17 protein-coding genes and 1 pseudogene are annotated in these 21,825 nt (G+C 38.5%); 10 read left to right on the plus strand and 8 right to left on the minus strand.

From position 1 onward, the window contains the following. Positions 1 to 332: 332 nt before the first annotated feature. The 3 genes from gcvP to AsFPU1_RS17170 form a co-directional block, all read right to left on the minus strand. A complete protein-coding gene (gene gcvP / locus AsFPU1_RS17160; RefSeq protein WP_124971646.1) occupies positions 333 to 3,293 on the minus strand; it encodes an aminomethyl-transferring glycine dehydrogenase in 2,961 nt (986 codons plus the stop codon). Between the two features lie 114 nt (positions 3,294 to 3,407). Beyond that, a complete protein-coding gene (locus tag AsFPU1_RS17165; RefSeq protein ID WP_124971478.1) occupies positions 3,408 to 3,686 on the minus strand; it encodes a type II toxin-antitoxin system RelE family toxin in 279 nt (92 codons plus the stop codon). Beyond that, the gene (locus tag AsFPU1_RS17170) at positions 3,676 to 3,879 is read right to left on the minus strand and encodes a hypothetical protein (RefSeq protein WP_124971481.1); all 204 of its coding nucleotides are present in this window, start codon (positions 3,877 to 3,879) and stop codon (positions 3,676 to 3,678) included. Before AsFPU1_RS17170 ends, AsFPU1_RS17165 begins: the two co-directional genes overlap by 11 nt. A 558-nt stretch (positions 3,880 to 4,437) precedes the next feature. Between AsFPU1_RS17170 and AsFPU1_RS17175 the strand changes: the two genes are divergently transcribed. Further along, a complete protein-coding gene (locus AsFPU1_RS17175) occupies positions 4,438 to 4,731 on the plus strand; it encodes an HU family DNA-binding protein (protein WP_227873365.1) in 294 nt (97 codons plus the stop codon). Positions 4,732 to 5,019: 288 nt separating this feature from the next. On the opposite strand, the pseudogene AsFPU1_RS17180 reads toward AsFPU1_RS17175, so the two are convergent. Beyond that, positions 5,020 to 5,175, minus strand: a pseudogene (locus AsFPU1_RS17180) (reverse transcriptase N-terminal domain-containing protein); the annotation flags it as partial. 527 nt (positions 5,176 to 5,702) lie between these two features. On the opposite strand from AsFPU1_RS17180, the gene AsFPU1_RS17185 reads away from it, so the two are divergent. After that, positions 5,703 to 6,698, plus strand: a complete 996-nt coding sequence (locus tag AsFPU1_RS17185; protein ID WP_124971487.1) for a DUF1194 domain-containing protein — start codon at positions 5,703 to 5,705, stop codon at positions 6,696 to 6,698. 6 nt (positions 6,699 to 6,704) lie between these two features. Here the strand turns inward: AsFPU1_RS17185 and AsFPU1_RS17190 are convergent, their stop codons facing one another. Beyond that, a complete protein-coding gene (locus tag AsFPU1_RS17190; RefSeq protein WP_124971490.1) occupies positions 6,705 to 7,502 on the minus strand; it encodes an aminotransferase class IV in 798 nt (265 codons plus the stop codon). 134 nt (positions 7,503 to 7,636) lie between these two features. Next, a complete protein-coding gene (locus AsFPU1_RS17195; RefSeq protein WP_124971493.1) occupies positions 7,637 to 8,839 on the minus strand; it encodes a class I SAM-dependent methyltransferase in 1,203 nt (400 codons plus the stop codon). A gap of 282 nt (positions 8,840 to 9,121) precedes the next feature. Here AsFPU1_RS17195 and AsFPU1_RS17200 point away from each other — a divergent pair, with 282 nt between their 5' ends. From AsFPU1_RS17200 to AsFPU1_RS17210, 3 genes are all read left to right on the plus strand, one after another. Further along, positions 9,122 to 9,940 (plus strand): DUF4465 domain-containing protein, encoded by an 819-nt coding sequence (locus tag AsFPU1_RS17200; RefSeq protein ID WP_124971496.1) that lies wholly within the window; start codon positions 9,122 to 9,124, stop codon positions 9,938 to 9,940. A gap of 18 nt (positions 9,941 to 9,958) precedes the next feature. Continuing rightward, the gene (locus tag AsFPU1_RS17205) at positions 9,959 to 10,435 is read left to right on the plus strand and encodes a DUF4430 domain-containing protein (RefSeq protein WP_124971499.1); all 477 of its coding nucleotides are present in this window, start codon (positions 9,959 to 9,961) and stop codon (positions 10,433 to 10,435) included. Positions 10,436 to 11,495: 1,060 nt separating this feature from the next. After that, on the plus strand, positions 11,496 to 12,260 hold the full coding sequence (locus tag AsFPU1_RS17210; RefSeq protein ID WP_124971502.1) for a Uma2 family endonuclease: 765 nt from the start codon (positions 11,496 to 11,498) through the stop codon (positions 12,258 to 12,260). Positions 12,261 to 12,312: 52 nt separating this feature from the next. Here AsFPU1_RS17210 and guaA read toward each other — a convergent pair whose 3' ends face one another. Further along, a complete protein-coding gene (gene guaA, locus AsFPU1_RS17215) occupies positions 12,313 to 13,941 on the minus strand; it encodes a glutamine-hydrolyzing GMP synthase (protein WP_124971505.1) in 1,629 nt (542 codons plus the stop codon). Between the two features lie 713 nt (positions 13,942 to 14,654). Between guaA and AsFPU1_RS17220 the strand changes: the two genes are divergently transcribed. Then, positions 14,655 to 16,265: a DUF1800 domain-containing protein gene (locus tag AsFPU1_RS17220; protein ID WP_227873361.1), complete on the plus strand. Its 1,611-nt coding sequence runs from the start codon at positions 14,655 to 14,657 to the stop codon at positions 16,263 to 16,265. Between the two features lie 13 nt (positions 16,266 to 16,278). Then, complete coding sequence (locus AsFPU1_RS17225) at positions 16,279 to 17,505, plus strand: DUF1501 domain-containing protein (protein ID WP_124971508.1); 1,227 nt, start codon at positions 16,279 to 16,281, stop codon at positions 17,503 to 17,505. 120 nt (positions 17,506 to 17,625) lie between these two features. Here AsFPU1_RS17225 and AsFPU1_RS17230 read toward each other — a convergent pair whose 3' ends face one another. Beyond that, on the minus strand, positions 17,626 to 18,999 hold the full coding sequence (locus AsFPU1_RS17230) for an IctB family putative bicarbonate transporter (protein WP_124971511.1): 1,374 nt from the start codon (positions 18,997 to 18,999) through the stop codon (positions 17,626 to 17,628). 406 nt (positions 19,000 to 19,405) lie between these two features. On the opposite strand from AsFPU1_RS17230, the gene AsFPU1_RS17235 reads away from it, so the two are divergent. The 3 genes from AsFPU1_RS17235 to AsFPU1_RS17245 all read left to right on the plus strand — a co-directional run bounded on the left by AsFPU1_RS17235 (position 19,406) and on the right by AsFPU1_RS17245 (position 21,695). After that, the gene (locus AsFPU1_RS17235) at positions 19,406 to 20,611 is read left to right on the plus strand and encodes a response regulator (RefSeq protein WP_124971514.1); all 1,206 of its coding nucleotides are present in this window, start codon (positions 19,406 to 19,408) and stop codon (positions 20,609 to 20,611) included. 140 nt (positions 20,612 to 20,751) lie between these two features. Beyond that, positions 20,752 to 21,117 (plus strand): response regulator transcription factor, encoded by a 366-nt coding sequence (locus AsFPU1_RS17240; protein WP_124971517.1) that lies wholly within the window; start codon positions 20,752 to 20,754, stop codon positions 21,115 to 21,117. A gap of 23 nt (positions 21,118 to 21,140) precedes the next feature. Continuing rightward, positions 21,141 to 21,695 carry a chemotaxis protein CheW gene (locus AsFPU1_RS17245; RefSeq protein WP_125061146.1) on the plus strand — a complete coding sequence of 185 codons (555 nt, stop codon included), beginning with the start codon at positions 21,141 to 21,143 and terminating at the stop codon, positions 21,693 to 21,695. Positions 21,696 to 21,825: the final 130 nt, after the last annotated feature.

The following is a 21,825-nucleotide window of genomic DNA, read 5'->3' on the forward strand; positions in this document are numbered from 1 at the left end:
AAAAAAACTAGATAAACCCGCCCTCCGCCCTGGGTTTTCGGTTCTACCGGACAAATTATGCTAAATTAATAATGAATAAAAGGCTAAAGCCTTATCCTATAGAAACGAAGTCCGACGAGCGCGGACTAGATTATAGGTTGCGCAGGCGACCTTTGTTTGTATAGCTTAACTCTTTAGAGTTAAAGTCTATTATTTATGATAATTTAGCATCACTTGTGGAGTAGAACAAAAAATAGTTTTTACTTACCACCTCTATTATAACAGTTCTTAGAGAAAATCATGAAACTTAAATAATAACCAGCTATCAGCTTTTTACTGATAACTGGTCACTGTTAACTGTCTTTATATGCGTCCATTCCTTCACAAGAACAAACTAAATTTCTATCCCCATAAGCATTATCAATACGTCCCACAACTGGCCAGAATTTATATTCTTTAGTCCAAGGGGCCGGATAAGCAGCTTTTTCACGAGAATAAGGACGGTTCCAGTCATCATTAATGACAGTTTGTGCAGTATGGGGCGCATTTTTTAAGGGGTTATTTTCCGGATCAATTTCACCATTAGCGATCGCGTCTGCTTCATGATAAATTGTAATCATAGCCTCACAAAAACGGTCTAATTCATCAAGATCTTCGCTTTCTGTAGGTTCTACCATCATAGTTCCAATAACAGGCCAAGATACAGTAGGCGCATGAAAACCAAAGTCTATTAACCGTTTAGCAATATCATCAACTTCTACCCCGGCCCGTTTTTTCAAAGGACGTAAATCAATGATACATTCATGAGCAACACAATCAGATGATCCCTTAAACAAAATAGGATAATAATCACCCAAACGATGAGCCATATAATTAGCATTGAGGATAGCAATTTTTGTCGCTTCAGTTAACCCTTGATTGCCCATCATAGCGATATACATCCAAGAAATGACTAAAATACTAGCACTACCCCAAGGCGCGGCAGAAATAGCCCCTATTGAGGGATCTGGGTTACTATTGTCATAGAGAGGATTGGTGTATTTTTCTACTATTGTTGTGGGTAAGAAGGGGATAAGATGAGATTTAACCCCGATAGGCCCCATTCCTGGGCCACCTCCCCCATGAGGTATACAGAAGGTTTTATGTAAGTTTAGATGACAAACATCGGCCCCAAAGTCTGCGGGACGACATAACCCCACTTGGGCATTCATATTAGCCCCGTCCATATACACTTGTCCACCATGACGATGAATGATGTCACATATCTCAATTATTCCTTCTTCAAATACCCCATGAGTAGAAGGATATGTTACCATCAACGCCCCTAAATTTTCGGTGTGTTTTTCTGCTTTTTTCTGTAAATCTGCAATGTCAATATTGCCATCATTATCACATTTTACAGAAATAACTTTCATGCCACACATGACTGCACTGGCAGGATTTGTACCGTGTGCAGATTCAGGAATTAAACAAATATTGCGTTTAGTTTCGCCTCGACTTTCATGATATTGACGAATTACTTGTAAACCCGCATATTCTCCCTGAGAACCCGCATTAGGTTGTAAAGAAATCCCATCAAATCCTGTTATTTCTCCTAACCAGTCTTCTAACTGTTGGAACAGCATTTGATAACCTTCAGTTTGAGATAAGGGTGCAAAAGGATGAAGTTTACCAAATTCGGGCCAAGTTACAGGCATCATTTCAGAGGCTGCGTTTAACTTCATTGTACATGATCCAAGGGGAATCATGGAAGTATTTAAGGCAAGATCTTTAGTTTCTAACTGATGTAAATATCTCAGTAATTCACTTTCGGAATGATGGCGATTAAAAACTGGATCAGTCAGATAAGATGTATCGCGTTTAAAGAAGATAGGAAAGTCAAATTTAACTTGATTAGCAATTTCTTCAACTGTAAAAGGTAAGTTATCTTTTGCTGCAAAAATTTGCCATAATTCAATAACATCATGAACTGTGGTAGTTTCATCTAAACTAATGGTAAGAATGCCTTCTTCTAATAAACGTAAGTTTATTTTACGAGTTTCGGCTGCTTTTATTACGGCTTTGACACTAGCATCACCCACCCCAACTTTTACTGTATCAAAGAAAGGTTCATCATTAACTGTATAGTTAAGTTTTTGCAAGCCGTCCGCTAAAATTATAGCTAATTGATGTATTCTTCGGGCAATATTTTTAATACCTTCTGGCCCATGATAAACCCCATACATTCCGGCAATAACTGCTAATAAAACCTGGGCGGTACAAATATTACTGGTGGCTTTTTCGCGGCGAATATGTTGTTCTCTGGTTTGTAATGCTAACCTTAAAGCTGGTTTCCCTTGTGCATCTTTAGACACCCCGACAATACGCCCTGGTATTTGCCGTTTATAGGCTTCTTGCGTAGCAAAATAGGCTGCATGAGGGCCACCATATCCCAAGGGTACACCGAAGCGTTGAGTGCTTCCTACGGCAATATCAGCCCCAAATTCACCAGGGGGTGTGAGTAAAGCTAAACTTAAGATATCAGCCGCAACGGTAACTAATGCACCTTTATCATGGGCAGTCTGGATAAAGCTACGATAGTCGTAAACTGTGCCATCGGTAGCCGGATATTGTAATAATGCGCCAAATATTTCGGTATCAAATTCAAAGAAGCGATGATCACCGATAATAATGTCAATTCCTAATGGATACGCCCGCGTTTTAATGACTTCGATGGTTTGGGGATGACAATGACGGGAGACAAAAAAGGCATGAGTATTTTTATTCTTACATAGACCATAACTCATAGTCATGGCTTCTGCTGCGGCTGTCCCTTCATCTAACAAGGAAGCATTAGCAATTTCGAGTCCGGTTAAGTCTACTATCATAGTTTGATAGTTTAGGAGAGCTTCTAGTCTTCCTTGGGCAATTTCGGCTTGATATGGGGTATAAGCGGTATACCAGCCCGGATTCTCTAATATATTACGTTGAATAACTGGGGGGGTGATACAGTCAGCATAACCCATGCCGATATAAGAGCGAAATATCTGATTTTTGGAGGCTATTGATTTTAATTGGGCTAATGCAGCGTATTCGCTTTGTGCTACTGGTAAATTCAGGGGTTTACTGAGGCGAATGGGTTGGGGGACTGTTGCATTAATGAGTTGGTCTAGGGTAGAAAATCCTAAGACTTTGAGCATTTTGTCTATTTCTTCGTTATTAGGGCCTATATGTCGGTTAACGAAGCTATCGGTAGGAGCGAGTATGTTTTCGAGAGTAGCGGGTTTATTATCCTTGGTTTTAGTTTGATCTGCGGTAATATCTAAATTAGGCATATCGGTTATTAGGGTTTTGCTATTTAGGGTGTTACGTCCTCTTGACAAGTTATTGTAATCTGTTGTAACAATACTTTGCAATATGGGTGGTAAGTTTTGATTAGCTAAAATCATTTATTGATAAACATCACCTCTAAAACCAATCCTATAAACTTCTATATTTCCTAATGTTAATTCAACGGTAAATATAACTCTAATTGTACCAATATGTAACCGATAAAACCCTTCCCAATTTCCTTTCATTTTCTTAATGTCTAGATCATTAAAAGGGATAATTGCTTGATCATCAACAGAATAAACCAGTATTTTTAGTTTTTGACGAATTTTTTCTCTTGCTTTCTCGTCAAGAGATTCCAGAAATTTGATAGCATTTTTACGAAATTTAAGGGTCATTTTTTAGCCAGTCAGTCATATCGGTTAGTTCTTCGTTTTCGTAGTCTTGGGGTTTACCTAGTTCCGTATCAAGTTCCTGTTGTTCTTGATCACTAACGTAGGGCATTAACATATTACATAATAATAACCTTTCTTCTCTCAAAACTTCTCTAACGCTTTCTTTGATTAGGTTTTTTAATTCTTGAGTTTCCATAAGCGATCGCATTGAATTTTAGATTATATATGAATTTTAACCTATTGTAACAATACTTTGCAATATGTGGGCAGTTTTGATGACGTTAGTAAAAAGAACATTAGGAGAAACTTTAAATCAAATTATTCCTTTAGCAGATTAATCTAGATTGGGCATGGCAAAGCATCAAAGTTTAGGATAGGATAATATAGTTTTCTAATGCCATGCCCCTACAGCAATTCTAATATGGCGATCGCGAATATTTTAGTTATGATAATCGGCTATAAAATTTTTTTTAGTGAATAAAAAAATAAACGATAGAAGATTAAAGGAAAAATAAAAATTAGGTATTTATGCTGAAATTATCCATCTTTATGTTCACTTTTGTAACAAAAAATCCAGATAATCAAAAGAGATGATAAACATTCGAGCTTATATAACCAAAAAATAACCCCAGTTGGATAAGGAGTAGACATAAGAGGAAGGCCAAGAAACATGACCCCTAAAAAAAAAGCTAACTTTTGTCTCATTTTTAGTGATCTTAGGGCTAATCTTCCGCTATAATCGGCATCAGTCAGAATTGTCTATCAACTAACAATGAATAAAGAAGATCTCGTAAATACGATCGCTGCCAAGACTCGCTTAACCAAAAAAGAAACGAGTCAAATTCTCGATGCCTTAACAGAAACCATCATGGAAACAGTTGCTTCCGGTGAAAAAGTGGTCTTAGTGGGTTTTGGTACTTTTGAGCCAAGAGACAGAAAGGAACGCAAAGGTATGAACCCCCAAACAGGGCAACCTATCACCATTCCAGCGACCACGGTTCCTGCTTTCTCTGCTGGAAAGGTGTTCAAAGAAAAGGTTGTGGAGTAAAAACCAATCTCATAAACTTATGGAGTACGATCATCTGGACTGTCTTCTAGAATTCGTATTCTAATAAGGGCGGGTTTTTGACAAAATTGCATGATTCTAACAAATATGTTAAATCAACCCGCCTTGTCGAGATAAGCTGTTAAGCATATAAATTGCTAGTTGAGATTGCAGGGGAGCGCCGGAGCAAAGGGAGCACCGGAGAAGGAGTTTAAGCTTTTGTACTAAACAACCAAATACCCTGTTTAAATGCGTCTTAGCTTATTAAAATATTAACACAACTAGCTTCGTTGTCAATCGACGAACCGCTAACACTCCTGCTGACCAAGATTTTATTAGAGTTTTCTGAAGTCTACGAACTGCTTTAACATCGCCACGACTAGATGCTTGATAAATGCGCTTCTGAAGCTTATAAACCCTCTTTTCTACGGCTTTCCAATCAATCATTATCCAATTTAATTGGGCTGTGATGTTTTCTGCTGTTTCTTGTTGGGTTAATCCCACAATTGACTTTATTATATGTCATGTTGCTCCCACCAGGGGTTTTTACTTGCGATAAAGTTTTATTCATAGAGATTAAGGTATTTTATTATTCCCTATTCTGCTTTAAATTTTCTCAGTAAAATCACTCATATTGCTTCAATAAATAAAATTAATTAATTAAAATTACGGAGAAATATTAGCCTCTTAACTGATATTTAAGCTTAAAGTATTTTTTTTATAAAGTTTGGTATTTCTAGTTGACATTAGAGAAAAAAATGTGCATCATTGAAGATGAAGCCAAAAACAACTCTAGGCAATTATATAAAAAATCATAGCTTAAATGTTCTAGAAGTGTCTTATTTTGGGTCTAAATTAAAATAGTAAAAATCGCTGACTATAATCATAAAATCGGTAAATATCAACCGTTATTTTACGTAGATTATAGCAATTAACTATTTATATGTTTAGTAAAAATACGAGTCTATTATCTTATGAAAAATACTAACCTTATTTCTGCTGTTTTTATCGGAAGTACCTGTACTTTATCCGTTTTAGGCTATGGCATGAGTGCCAAAGCGGCTGCTCTTAAATCAGTTGATATTGAATTAGCCTTTTTAATAGATGGCTCAGCAAGTATCTCTCAAAGCGACTTTAATGCCCAAATTAATACCCTAAGTAAAATATTTAGTGCGACTAATTTTTACGATGTCTTTGTCAAGCCATTATCGACTAAAAAATTAGCCGTTAGTGCCTATCAATTTGGGACACAAGGAACTTTAAACACTCCAGTGATTTCTCAACTTGCCGATTGGGTATTAATTGATGAACAGAATCAAAAAGCAGGTAGAGCATTCAGTCTAGATTTAAGCGATGGAATCAATACTAAACTTGGCAATTTTACTCCCATTGGTGATGCAGTTTCTTTTGTGACTAATGCCTTATTAAAGAATCAATATGATGGGAAGAAAGTTGTTAATATATCTACAGATGGCTTTAATACGCACGAGATCATTAATCCATCAGACGCAGCTGTAAATGCGTTTTTTCGGGAAGTTACGATTAATGCCATCGTTATTCCCGCCACTCAATCAGATATAGGTGGTAAGATTCCAAATCCACTTTATGATCTCGCAAAAATTAAGAGTATTATTGATCCTTATCCAAACTTTCCTTCAGAATATAAAAATAAAAACTTTGATGGGAGTCCAGCATTTATTATAACAGACTATGCTACAGGAAAAATGAGCTTAGAAGATGCACTCCTACTAAAATTAGGGAAAGAAACTATCGGAGAAAAGAAAATTATTTCAGTTCCACCACTTATTTTCGACCCTCCTAAGACCCCTGTTTCAGACCCCTCTACGTCAAATACTCCTGATTCAGAAACTGCTCTTAACTCTGATCAAACAATTCCAGAACCTAACGCTATCTTGGGATTATTGTCACTTGGTATTTTAGGATTAATCAAAAAAATCAAATGTCAATAAAGTCAATTACAATTGATGATAATAGGAGAATAATTGTTTGAGTGCCAAATGAAAGGGGTTAAACTCAAACCGTTTTTCTCCTGCATCAATTGAAGAAAAAGGAATAATTTCCAGCACACTGTTACTGTAAGCGATTACCTTTAAACTTTCAACAAAGTTTGGAGTCCATAAAGTCTGTTCAACAGAAATGTTTTGGTCAGTTAACCAATATAATAATTGTGATCGCCCAATCCCTGGCAAAATACTTGTTTCTAAGGGAGGAGTCCACCATTTCTCTGCTTTCCAACCCCAAAGATTACCAGTGCTGGTTTCTAACCAATTTCCTTGATGATTAACTAAAATTGCTTCTCGATAGCCTAGACTTTTAGCTGTTTGTAGGGCTAAGAATGCCCCTAAATAGTTACCTGTTTTATGAGAGGCTAAAGTACGCTGAAAAAGGACATCATGAGCTACCCATCCCTGAATTCCTTGCTGTTGAGATTGGGCTAAATTTTCCGGCAAAAAACGCCCTGTAATCCATTCTCGTCCGTCAGGAAAGATGGTAATTCTTAAAACCGGATAAGAAGCAATCAAAGCTTCTGCACCTTGACGTACTCTTGGCCAATGAGGTAGATTCCAATTAAACGTTTTGAGACTGTGTTGGAGACGACGACAATGAGCTTCCCACTGAGTTAAGGGATGATCGAGAGAGTTTTGATAAACCCGTAAAGTAGTAAACACTGTTGCCCCATAGATCAACCCAGGATCAGTTATGTTTAAAGAGATAGTATCTTCTTTCGTTAACTTTCCGTCATACCAAAACATAGTGATTGTCCTTATTTTCCTACGTCTTGTCTGTACAAGCTTTTAGATAGGGTTCTACTCCGGTAGAACCCTTTGATTGGCTTTCCGAAGAGTCTGTGAGACAAGAATCTGCGTTGCTTTTAGGGCGCAGATTGTCAAGATTGAGGACTTAAAATAATTAATTGTTGTTGCTGTAAAGCACGAACCCCATCTATTTCTAAAGGAACATTAGCTAAAATCTCCTTAACTGTTAATTTCCCATTACAAGCTTGCATAAATTCATATTCAGTCTCTGTTAAAGTAACGGGTTGATAATCATAATTAAGTAAACTTTGACTGGGCCAACCATACAAACAAGGATGAATTTCAGAAATAGCAAATAATAAGGTTTCATCCTCTGACCAATCTATTTTAATTAAGGGAGGTTTTCCTAAGAAAAATTCGTAATGAGTAATATTCTCAGGGTCAAGTAATTCAATCAGTCGATATCGTTGGCGATCGCTTAATTTTTCTCCCCGTTTCTTTAACTCCTCTGACTTGCCAATTAACCGTTCTAGTTCCCAATATTTTGGATTAGAAAAGCCAATAAATTCTAATCCTGATGCCTCAATTAATTCAAACAAAGTGTCAATATTATAATCTGTTTCTTGGGGATGAACATACATATCCGCAAAGGACTCATCTCGATGATTTTCTAATGACCATCTTTCTTTTTCTCGTTTAAGAATTCGGTTATTTTCGGGCAAACTGGCAAATAATTGACGACCGACAAATACTCCATCTTTGTAGTCTCCTTTTTGCTCCCCTTGAAGTAAGGCGATCGCTTGTTGCATTAACTGAATTTCCCATCTTCCTAATTCAGCATACACAAAAATATGAAAGATTCCACCAGGAGCTAATTTAGGTGCTAAAGCTTTAATTCCAGCAATAGGATCAGGTAAATGATGCAATACCCCTACAGAATTAATTAAATCAAATTCTCCCGATAAAGTAGCCACTTCTTCTAAGTTCAAATGATGAAAACTAATCTTTCCTTGATGTTTACCTGCAACCCCAGATCGTTGACATCTTTCTTGAGCAATTTCTAAAGCTTTCTCACTCAAATCAATACCGACAATTTCAGCTTGAGGGTTCAGTAAAATTAAATATTCTGTCCCGACTCCTGTACCGCATCCAGCATCAAGAATACGAATATTTTCTCTAGTCGGTTTTCTGCCACTACAAAAATTGTACGCAGCAATCCAATTCCATCGCCAATTATATCCTGGTGGGGGTTCGTCTAATAAAGGTTCAGGAGGAAAAGGATAAGTATTGTATAAACGTTGAACCGCAGAAATTTGTTGTGAATTGTTGTTCATACATTGACCAATAATTGCAAGATTTTTTAATAATAATTAATTTATAGCGTTTCTTAGACTCATGAGATACACCTTAATTTATTTTCTTTTGTCATTTTACCATTATCTGCCCCAGACAGATTCGACGAGGCGGTTTGTGAATCACTATGTTCTCAATAAGTTGTACTTATTGCCATTGTCAATTGCTAGTTAAGCAAGTACAATAACAGGTAGATCAAGGACAGAATGAGTCTTAAATGCTCTTTCTCTCTAGAAACTTGTGTTTAAGGAGACATTTATCTCATGAAATTTTCAATATTTTCGATTTTAGCCCTCGGTAGTGTTTTAACAGCGACACCGACTTTAGCTCAGGTTATCGATTTTGAGGATTTGCCTCTGGCTCCAGAGTCTTTTTATAATGGCTCTGATAGTGCAGGTGGTTTTACAAGTCAAGGAGCTTTCTTTAACAATCGTTTCAACTCAACTTTCAATTCTTGGTCTGGCTGGTCTTATTCTAATACTACAGATACAACGACTCCTGGATTCACTAATCAATTTAGTGCTATTACAGGAGGTGGATTTGCCGGATCAAGCAATTATGGGGTAGCTTTTACTTTCTCTCCCGGCAGTTCTTTGATCAATTTGCCTGCCAACACCACGATAGAATCTATGCGCATAACTAACACTACCTATGCAGCTCTATCCATGTTAAATGGTGATCAATTTGGTAAAAAATTTGGTGGTGTCAGTGGCAATGATCCTGACTTTTTTCTATTGACTATTACTGGATTAAATGCCAACAATCAGACGGTAGGAACAGTTGATTTTTATTTAGCAGATTATCGTTTTGCTGATAATTCCCAAGACTATATTGTTAATCAATGGGAGCAGGTTAATTTATCTAGTCTGCAAGGAGCAACTACCCTATCTTTTGCTTTGACTGGCTCAGATGTAGGTGCATTTGGTTTAAATACCCCTGCCTATTTTGCGGTAGACAACTTAGAGCTAAAAACAGTTCCTGAACCTAGTTCGATATTAGGTTTTCTTGCTTTAGCTACTCTAGGAGCATCTTCAGCTTTTAGAAATAAACAGAAAAGAAATAACCTTCAAGTTCAACGTTAATTTAGGAGTCGTAAAATCATGAAAATTCTCAAAGTATTGCTTATATTCCTGGCAATGTTTATTGTCTTCTCAACCCCAGCTTATGCCAAAAGTGATATTCAGGAACAATTACCATCAGTAGTTAATTCTGTCTCTCAAACTGCCCAAGAATCATCACCTCCATGTAGTAAAGTTCCAGGCAGCGTATCCGTTATCGTTCAACTTCCTAATCGTCCACCTTTACAATTAAAGGCTCCTTGGACAGAACAGGCTACGGTGAGCTTAGCTATGAATAATCTTGAGTATCAAAATCTTTTACAATATGATACCGATTTCTCTTGTCCATATGGAAATTTAGTTACTTCAATTAATGGCGTTACTCCATCTCCAACACAATCTTGGTTTTTGTTTATCAACCAAACTTTGTCAAAAGTTGGATTAGATTCAGCCATCCTTAATAACAATGATGTCGTTGTATGGAAACTTTGCCCATCATCAGGGACTTGTTCTCTTTAGGCGATTTCCAATAAATACTATAAGATAAAACGCATTTTAAATGTGTTTTATCTTATACCCCTACTCTAAGTCTCTAATCTATTTATTTTGATACAAAAGTTAATAATTATCCCTTAAAACCATTTTTAGTCAGAAACACGCCTGGGATTATTATTTCCAACTCTATCATAAGTGCCTCAAATGACGCAACCTCGTGAGCAAATTTTTGTCGATTTTGCGCCCCCAAACCTCAATTAAGCATTTTTGAAATAGATTAGATATTTAAAATAGTTTTATATTTAAAGATTAAACTAGCTTATATTAAGCCATTCACCTCAGAGCCTAAATTATTTTTAGTCAGAAACACGCCTGGGATTATCATTTACAATTCTATCATAAGTGCCTCAAATGACGCAATCTCGTTAGCAAATTTCTGTCAATTTTGCTCCCCAAAACCTCAATTAAGCATTTTAGAGAGATATTAGATATTTAAAATAGTTTTATATTAAAGATTAAACTAGCTTATATTAAGCCATTCACCTCAGAGCCTAAATCATTTTTAGTCAGAAACACGCCTGGGATTATCATTTACAATTCTATCATAAGTGCCTCAAATGACGCAATCTCGTTAGCAAATTTCTGTCAATTTTGCTCCCCCAAACCTCAATTAAGCATTTTTGAAATAGATTAGATATTTAAAATAGTTTTATATTAAAGATTAAACTAGCTTATATTAAGCCATTCACCTCAGAGCCTAAATCATTTTTAGTCAGAAACACGCCTGGGATTATCATTTACAATTCTATCATAAGTGCCTCAAATGTCGCAATCTCGTTAGCAAATTTTTGTCAATTTTGCTCTCCAAAACCTCCATTGAGCATTTTAGAGAGATATTAGATATTTAAAATAGTTATAGAGTCAATATAATTAATATTTATGTAAAAAAACAAAACCCTATCTAGACAAGGATTAGAATAGAAGTAACTGATAACTGGTAACTGATAACTGGTAACTGGTAACTGGTAACTGGTAACTGGTAACTGGTAACTGGTAACTGATAACTGATGACTGGTAACGCCAAATGACACAGATAGGTATTCCCACCATTACAAATGATGTCCCGGATGTCCCTAAGCGATTGACATTTGAGGAATATCGCTTTTATCAAGATAATACGGACACCCGATATGAACTGCATCGGGGAAGATTAATTCCTATGCCGACTGCTACTGCATTACATAGCCGAATTTGCCAATTTTTAGTTTATTGTTTGAGAGAATATTTTGCTACCACTGAGCAAAATTTAATTGTCATTAATGATGTGGGAGTCAGAACCGGAATTGATTCTTCACGCATTCCTGATGTGGTGGTCTTTCCTCCCGAACGCTGGGAAATACTCTGTTCTCGCAAAGGGGCAGGGGTTTTAGATTTAGAAGAAACTCCTAATTTAGTGATAGAAGTTACCAGCGAAAATTGGCGGGATGACTATATTCTAAAACGGGCCGAATATGCTATGATTAGCATACCTGAGTATTGGATTGTCGATCCTAATAAAAAACGGGTTCGTATCTTAACTGAGCCTCAACTCGAAGATGGGTATCAAACTCAAGAATTTGTGTTAGGGCAATCTATTCAATCTAAACAATGGGGCAATTTACAACTATCAGTTGATGAAATGCTTTCTCCTCCTATCGTTGAAGATTTAATTAAGGCAGAAAAAGCAAAATTTCGTCAACTACAACAACAAGTCAGTGAAGAACGTCAACGAGCAGAAACTGAACGTCAACGGGCAGACAGGTTAGCGGCTTTATTACGAGAACAAGGCATTAATCCTGAAACAATTTAGGCAATTTTTTGTAGGGACAATTCATGAATTGCCCCTACATGGGATAGCTAAATTATTCCCATTCAATAGTTCCAGGAGGTTTCGAGGTGATATCATAGACGACCCGGTTAACCCCTTTAACCTCATTGACAATGCGGTTAGACATGATTTCGAGTAAATCATAGGGAACTCTGGCCCAGTCTGCGGTCATGCCATCTTCACTGGTAATTAATCGTAAGACAATGGGATGAGCATAAGTCCGTTGATCTCCCATAACTCCCACACTACGGACAGGCAATAGGACAGCAAACGCTTGCCAAAAGTCATGATATATCCCTTGCTTGCTAATTTCATCCCGTACGATAAAATCAGCATCTCGCAATAAGTTTAAGCGTTCGGCCGTCACTTCTCCAATGATACGAATAGCTAACCCAGGACCAGGAAACGGATGACGACGCACAATTTCCTCTGGTAAACCGATGGCACGGCCTAATTTTCTGACCTCATCCTTAAATAACTTTCGTAGGGGTTCTACTAACTTAAAGCGTAGATTTTTCGGCAGTCCTCCCACATTGTGATGACTTTTAATCTTAACGGCAATGCGTTCACCGCTTTTGGGATCAACATTCGTATCAGCAGATTCAATCACATCAGGATAAAGAGTGCCTTGGGCTAAATAATCAAAAGGCCCTAGACGTTCAGATTCTTCTTCAAACACTTTAATAAATTCATGACCGATGCGACGGCGTTTTTCTTCAGGGTCAGTAACTCCCTCAATTTGAGCTAAAAACCGTTCCCTCGCATTGACATATTCCACCGTAATATGAAACTGATTATCAAAAATATCTACTAATCGTTCAGGTTCACCTTTTCGCATGAACCCCTGATCAATAAACATACAAGTAAGCTTATCTCCAATAGCGCGATGGAGAAGAAACGCTAAAGTAGATGAGTCTACCCCCCCAGATAACGCCAGTAAAACCCGTTTATCTCCAACTTTTGCCCGAATGTCTCGAATAGCTTCTTCAACAAAGGCTTCCGTCGTCCAAGTCGGTTCACATTCACAGATATGATAAACAAAATTACGAATCAGAGCAATACCACCGATAGAGTGGACGACTTCAGGATGAAATTGCACTCCAAATAATTGCTTCTCGTGATGAGCGATCGCGGCACAATGAGTATTATCAGTATGGGCTAAAATTTCAAAGCCATCGGGTAATCGAGTACAGGAGTCGCCGTGACTCATCCACATAGTAGCCCCATCTTCCACATTGGTAAGCAGGTCGGTGGGATCATCGATGTGTAGGGAAGCTTTACCATATTCTCCCCGTTCGGCCTTTTCGACTTGGCCCCCTAATTGTTGTACCATCAACTGCATGCCATAACAGACACCCAAAATAGGAATACCCAGTTGCCAAATTTCGGGATCACATTGGGGCGCACGACTATCATAGACGGAATTAGGCCCCCCAGACAGAATAATTCCTTTGGGACTAAGTTGACGAATTTGCTCGGCTGTGGTTCGATAAGACATCACTTCCGAGTAAACTTGTGTTTCTCGGATACGACGAGCAATTAATTCAGAATATTGAGAACCAAAGTCAAGTATTACCAACCTTTGACGGTTTAGTTTCTCGTTAAGAGACTCTGTGGGCAAAGTCTCATCGGGTTGAACAAGGGAGGGGGTTTGGGTAGTCACGTTTGAGATACTAACAAGATAAGGATTGACTTGTAAATCTTTGTTAAGAGTTACAGGGCTAAAGTTAACAATTTTTTTGTTTTCAAGTAAAATGAGAGTGTAACTATATTCGGAATTTTGCGATATTAAATATTCGTATCATTGTAGCATAACTTTTTTGTGAGCATCATGTAATAGGGGACGGGTTGATCTAACTTTTTTGTGAGTAAGCTAAGACGAATTTAAACTGTATATTGGCACATTAGGAAACAAACTATCAAACCATCACCCCATCACCCCATCACTCGAATAGGACTAATTTAGATGCGTAACAGCTTATCCTGTGGTGGGGGGCGGGTTGATCTAACTTTTTTGTGAGTAAGCTAAGACGAATTTAAACTGTATATTGGCACATTAGGAAACAAACTATCAAACCATCACCCCACCACCCCATCACTCGAATAAAACTAATTTAGATGCGTAACAGCTTATCCTGTGGTGGGGGGCGGGTTGATCTAATTTTTTTGTGAGTATCATAACTGCTGTAAAAAACCCGCCCCTACAAAAACCCGCCCCTACAAAAACCCGCCCCTACAAAAACCCGCCCCTACAAAAACCCGCCCCTACAAATTTTATGTAATTAATTGTGTCAATTAAAGGATTTTATCTAGCTGCTACAATAGTTATAAATCATAATCTTTACTGATTACAACAGGTACGGGGGATCTGAACTGATGAAAATTATCCCTTGCTTGCATTTTGTCCCATCTGTTTGCCGGTTGCACAAATTAGGAATGTTGGTATTGGTGTTGTGTTTAGGGTTATCTAACGCTAGTTGTGCTAATACTCCCACAACGGATGCCAAAATTCTACACTTAATCAATCGTCTCAGTTTCGGTCCTAGTCCGGGAGATTTAGAAAAAGTCAAAAGCATGGGAGTTGATCCCTACATTCAACAACAATTGTCACCCCAATCTATTCCTGAATCTTGGAGTGTTAATCAGCGTTTACAATCATTGTCAACCCTCAATCTAACACCAGTGGAATTGCTGGTAAAATATCAAAAACAACCTCAACCTCGACCTCGACCTCTTAATGTTACCCAAAGACAAACTCGTGGTAGGAATCCTCAAGTTTCTCCAACTCCCCAAATAGTTGAAACCCCCCAAAGGATGCAACCGCCTAGTTCTCCCCAAAAACCGGTAAAATCACAGGTAGGAGGCAGATTGATTCTCACACAAGCGGTAGAGGCCCGTCTAGTGAGGGGTATTGAAAGTCCCCGACAACTTCAGGAAGTCATGGTAGACTTTTGGTACAATCACTTTAATGTCTTTGCGGGAAAAGATTTAACACCCTTTTGGGTAGGTGCTTATGAACAAGAAGGGATTCGTCCTCATGTCTTTGGTCGATTTCGTGACTTGTTAGAGGCAACGGCTCGTCATCCTGCTATGTTAGTCTATCTTGATAATTGGCTCAATACTGACCCCAATAGTCCAGGGAGTAAGGGTAAATTTAAAGGACTCAATGAAAACTATGCCCGTGAGTTGATGGAGTTGCATACCTTGGGAGTCAATGGAGGTTATACCCAACAGGATGTGATTGTCTTAGCCAGAATTTTTACAGGATGGGGATTTAGCCATCCTAGTAGATTGAATCCAGCCGGGTACAATTTTGCCTTTGATTCCCAACGTCATGATAGTAGTGCCAAAATCTTTTTAGGAAAAACCATTGCCCCTGGTGGCATAGAACAAGCAGAAAAAGCCCTCGATATTTTAGCCCGTAGTCCGGCTACGGCTAATCACATCAGCTATAAACTGGCCCAATATTTTGTAGCAGATCAACCACCACCGAGTTTAGTGAAAAAGCTTTCCAGACGCTTTCTCGAAACCGATGGCAATATCCGCGCTGTTCTCGAAACTCTATTTCGTAGTGAGGAATTTAATGATCCTAAATACTATAATGCCAAATTTAAGACCCCTTATGAATACATTATTTCTGCCTATAGAGCGACAGGTATTCCGGTGAAAAATACTGGTTCTGTGTTAATGACCTTACGACAAATGGGAATGCCTTTGTACGGTTGCCTCACTCCAGATGGTTACAAAAATACTCAAGAAGCTTGGTTAAGTCCTGATGGCATGACAAAGCGATTAAATTTTGCCACTATGTTGAGTAAGGGAAATAACGATAAGAAAAACACCAATCAAGACATGGTTAATCCTGATCAATTAGCTGCCACTCTAGGGAACCGTTTTTCAAGTAAGACTCAACAAGCGATCGCTTCTAATCCCAAAAATCTGAAAGCGGCTATCATTCTTGGTAGTCCAGAATTTATGTATCATTAGTTTTAATTTTATTATGGACAGACGCACCTTTTTAAAACAAGCCGGACTCATTTCGAGTTCTTCTTTAATTTCTATCGGTTTACATGGATGGGCAGCACCAGTTGAGTCTGCAAATCCTAAACCTAAACGTCTAATTGTCATCTTTTTAAGAGGGGGAGTCGATGGGCTAAATGTGGTTGTTCCCTATCAAGAGGCCGAGTATTATCAAGCTAGGCCAAAGATTGCTATTCCCCATCCAGGAAAAACCGATGGTGTAATTAACCTCGATGGACGTTTTGGGTTGCATCCTGCCTTAAGTTCCCTATCACCCTTCTGGAAAAATAAAAGTTTAGCTTTTGTTCATGCTTGTGGTTCTTCCAATGAAACTAGATCTCATTTTGATGCCCAAGACTTCATGGAAAGTGGAACTCCAGGAATTAAAGGGACTTCTGATGGTTGGATGAATCGTCTGTTGGCTAATCTACCTGGTAAAAATCCTGTCCAAGCTGTTAATGTTGGCACAACTACCCCCCGTATTCTTTCTGGTAAAATAGCTGTGGCCAGTATGCCTCCTAATAAGCCAGGTTCTCGCCGTACCCCCATTGACCGTCCAGAGATTAGTCAAGCTTTTAATGGACTTTATAGTGGCAATGATGACCTCGGTAGAACTTATCGGGAAGGAATGGTCGCCCGTCAAACTCTCAATAGTGATGTAGAAAAGGAAATGAAAATGGCTAATAATGGCGCACCTTTACCTAATGGATTTGTTAAAGATGCCCAAAGATTAGCCCAACTTATGGCTAAAAATTCTAATATTCAATTAGCATTTTTGCCTTTAGGGGGATGGGATACCCATGTTAATCAAGGTAATAGCAAAGGACAATTGGCAAATCGACTGAAAGCTTTGGGTGAAGGATTAGCTACTTTGGCTAATGGATTAGGATCTGTTTATCAGGATACAACTATTATCGTCCTTTCAGAATTTGGGCGTACTTTCCGGGAAAATGGTAATGGAGGAACTGATCATGGCCATGGCAATGTTTTATGGCTTTTAGGAGGGGATATTAAGGGAGGGAAAGTCTATGGAAAATGGACAGGATTAGCCAAATCTCAACTTTATCAAGGACGAGATTTGGCTGTTACTACAGATTTTAGAGATGGGATCACACCTATTTTATCCGGTCATTTACAATTAAATCCTACTCAAATTCGTCAGGTTTTTCCTAACTACAAAATCCAGCAAAACATACCATTAATTTAATGTGAATAAGTGGTCATTTCAGTTATCAGTTATCAGTTACTACCGCCTAAAGTCGGTAGCTTGAAACCTCTTTTTTTGGTCACAACAAATGATAATTGCTGGCTTTAGGTTGAAGGTAGGTTAATCATTAATCGTTAATTTAGGTTGATATTGACTAGCAATTAAAGCGATAGAAAACCACCAAAGTGTATTAATTTGAGGACGATACCAAACCGTATCGACTGTTCCTTGGGCCAATAATCCAACTATAGCCGCGATCGCAGCAATTAACCAAATTCCTTGAGGATTTTGTTTATCTCTTAAACGTTTTAATTGACAAACACCTTGATTAACTGTTACTAAAATCAACCAAATAAACACACTAAATCCAATTAATCCGGTTTCCACTGCTGTTTCTAAAAACACAGAATAGGCACTCAAGGCACTATATTTAGGACTCATATAAAGGGGGTAAATCTTATTAAAAGCACTATTGCCTGGCCCAATACCAATAATTGGGCGATCGCGGATCATATCAATTACCGCTAACCAAACATTCAGGCGAAAATTATTACTACTATCATTGCGTCCAGCAAAGATACTTAATATCCGTAAACGTAAGGGTTCAACTAAGACAATGGCAACTAAAATTAAACCACCTAAACTACCAAAAACAACAGGTAATAACCATTTACGCCAAAAAGGAGATAAATAATCTTTAAACCAAACAAATGATAACAACAAAAATGTAACAGATAAAGCCATCATGGCAATCCAACCGCCACGACTTCCCGTAAAATAGAGACAAGAAGTATTAACTAATAGCATCGTTGTTGCTAACAGTTTCGGCAACCATCCTTGCCAAACTAACAGCGCAGCAACACTTAAAGCGATGGCAGGGACGAGATAAGATGAGAGTAGGTTAGGATTGCCCAAATAGCTATAAACCCTTGTCTGTTGCGCTAGAGGAGAGGTAGGATCGTTCCAAGTAGCTAACTGTTCCACCCCCATAAATTGCTGTCTGACCCCATATGCAGCAACTATTAAGCCGATAAATAGCACAACCGTAATTAACCAATTGGTTAGAGGAGGAGAACGCAAAATACGAGAAGATAAGGCAAAGAATAACATATAAAGGGTTAATTTAACCCATCCAGTCAAGGCAGCCGCTTTCACTGGAGAAAAGGCAACTGCGACCCCCGCAATACACCAATAAGTAAATACTAAAAAGTGAATGGGGGTTAACCCTGGTTTGTGGTTATCGCAGAGGGTGAGAATGGCCCAATAAGCGGCGATCGCAAATAACCAAACACCAATTAAACCAGTGGTAATAAAAGGGCTAAAAATAAAGACAAGGCTTAATAATAACGCGCCTATGGCTTCTCCCCATTGTAGGAGAAAGCTGTGTTGTCGCCATTGACTAAAAATACCGACTAAGCGATAAATATAGCTGGCATTTAGCCATTTAGAGGCTGAGAAATAAGAGAGGGTAATTTGATCCCAAATCAAATTCATGAAACATTACCAATTGAGGATTAGTTATCGATGATCGAGTTAAGTTTTGTCAACTCTTAAGTTATAAAGATGTGATCATATTTAATTCTTTTTTGTTCCCTTGATTGTTATAATTTTTAAGATATTAAAAACATTTTTTGTAGGGGCATGGCATTAACTAATTATTGAACTTATCCATAAATTATAAATTGCCATGCCTAAACTCGCATTTCTCACAAAAAGTGCGGTCACGCTTTGCCTGTGCGGCTGCAACGCCAACCTCAGAACCCTTAAGTGAATTATCTCCATCAGTGTGGCTTAATATACCACGTTGTATCAGCTTTATGTAGCAGTGCTGTTAGTTTTTTGAAAAATAAGGGAATCCTAGAAGTGTAGCTCTGAGATTGGTCACTCAACTCAATATCTAATGATGACTGCTCAATTTTCCCTTCAAAATCCCATTTCCATTCAAGAATTCACGGCCTCCAAACAAGCTGGATTTTTTGAAACCCTCAAACAACCTCGATTTAGCGGTCAACTCGTGTTGACAGATGCTAAGGGAGAGCAGTGGTTTTTCTATCTCTATCTAGGCCGGATTATGTACGCCACGGGTGGTTCTCATCCTGTAAGACGGTGGCGACGACAAATTGCCCTGTGCTTACCCCAGATAACAGCCCTTCTCTCTACTTTACAACTTGATCTGGCCAGTTTAGGTAATCAAGATTTCCGACTCTGTTGGGAATATCAACTACTCTGTTTTTGGGTAGAACAACAAAAAATCAGTCGAGAACAAGCAGCTCGCATGATTCGTTCCGTCATTGTCGAAGTTCTCTTTGATGTGGCTCAAACAACAGAAATTACCTGCGAACTGCGACCAGATAATTTACTTTCAACTCGGTTGGTATTAATAGATGCCGATCAACTCGTCACAGAGTCCCAAAAACTCTGGCAAGCTTGGCAAGGAGCCAAAATCGCTGATCGCTCTCCTAACGCTGCCCCCGTCATCCGACAAGCTGAACAATTGCAACAAAGCACTTCTCCCCAAGTTTATCAAACCTTGCGACAACTCCTCGACGGCAACCAAACCTTACGGGATTTATCGGTTCGCATGAAGCGCGATGTAGTCACAGTTACCAGTTCCTTACTCCCTTATATCCAAATGGGATTAGTAGAACTGATTTCTATTGATGATTTGACTCCTCCTGTTTCACCTCCAACAGGACATCCCACCGCTAATACAACAGGAAACAATAGCGGCCCTTTAATTGCCTGTATTGATGATAGTCCCCTGATGTGCCAAACCCTGGAAAAAATTCTCATGGGAGCTAATTATCAATTTTTGGGGATTAATGATCCTTTAAGAGCGATCGCTATTCTTTTAGCCCGTAAACCGGCTTTAATCTTTTTAGATTTGGTGATGCCTAATGCCAATGGCTATGAGATTTGCCAACAACTGCGTAAATTATCATTTTTTCGTCACACTCCTATTGTCATTTTGACTGGCAATGACGGCATTGTCGATAGAGTTAGGGCTAAGGTGATGGGATCAACTGACTTTATTAGTAAACCCGTGAATCCTGAATTAGTGCTAAATGCAATTCGTAAGCATCTCAAACAAGAAAGTCCGAGTTAAACCCCTCAATTTTCTGGCACTACTGTTGCTTATTGATTCCCAAAATTAGATAACTTTTGTTAGTTTCATCCGATAGAAGGGAATTATAAAAGTAGCAGTTGAACTTGACTTTTCAATACTTATTTAATCGAGGAAAAAAAATGGGAACCGCTCTGGTTGTTGAAGATTCTTTAACCGAAAGAGAAATTATTACTCAATGTTTAAAACTGGCTGGTATTACGGTAGTCATTGCCTCCAGTGGGGAAGAAGCCCTAGAAAAGCTCCTGGGAGATTTACCTGATGTCATTGTACTTGATGTTGTGTTACCTGGGCGTAGCGGATTTGAGATTTGCCGGGAACTCAAAGCCGAAAACCGTACCAATAAGATTCCCGTGATTATCTGCTCCACTAAAGACACCGATATGGATAAATATTGGGGCATGAGACAAGGGGCAGATGCTTATATTCCTAAGCCTATTGATCAGGATTTCTTTCTCAAGACCATTAAACAACTGATCCACCATTAGTAGAGTGAAAAGATGCATTTATTATGGCTTTGAATGGGTTTTCTAACAATTTAACTTTACCTTCCCCCACAGGTGAAACAAGAAATCGCAGTTCCCTCGAACAATTTTTAAGATTTGACTTAGTACCTGATACTACCCTGATGTTACCTGTGGCCCAACTGACGGAAGTATTAACGGTTCCCCTCGGTCAAATCGTCCCTATTCCTCATATGCCCCCTTGGGTGATGGGAATTTATAACTGGCGCGGCGAAATTCTCTGGATGGTCGATTTAGGGCATTTATTGGGCTTAACTCCCTGGCATCAACAAACCCAAAACCTCCTGGTTTATCGGGCAATGGTACTGCATTCAGGGAAATCAACCTCATCCTCTAAGCTTAATCGTCAAATGCTGGGTTTAGTAGTGAGTGGTGTGGAAGATATCGAATGGTGTAACCCTGCCGAAATACAATCCCCACCCGCTTCTGCGGTAACTCCTAGTTTGGCACCTTTTCTGCGAGGTTATTGGTTAAAAACGCAAGGGGATATGTTTGTTATTTTGGATGGAGAAGCCATTATGGCCGCTATGCCTAAACCTTAAACTCTATAGTTTAAAATAAGCGATTTAAATGCACAACAGCTTATGAGAAACCCTATATCTAATTGACTATATTTCTACTATTTTCTGTAGGAGCAAAACATATTTTTAAGCCCCTACGCCAACTCTTAAA

The sequence above is a fragment of the Aphanothece sacrum FPU1 genome (genome assembly GCF_003864295.1).
Taxonomy (GTDB): Bacteria; Cyanobacteriota; Cyanobacteriia; order Cyanobacteriales; family Microcystaceae; genus Aphanothece_B; species Aphanothece_B sacrum.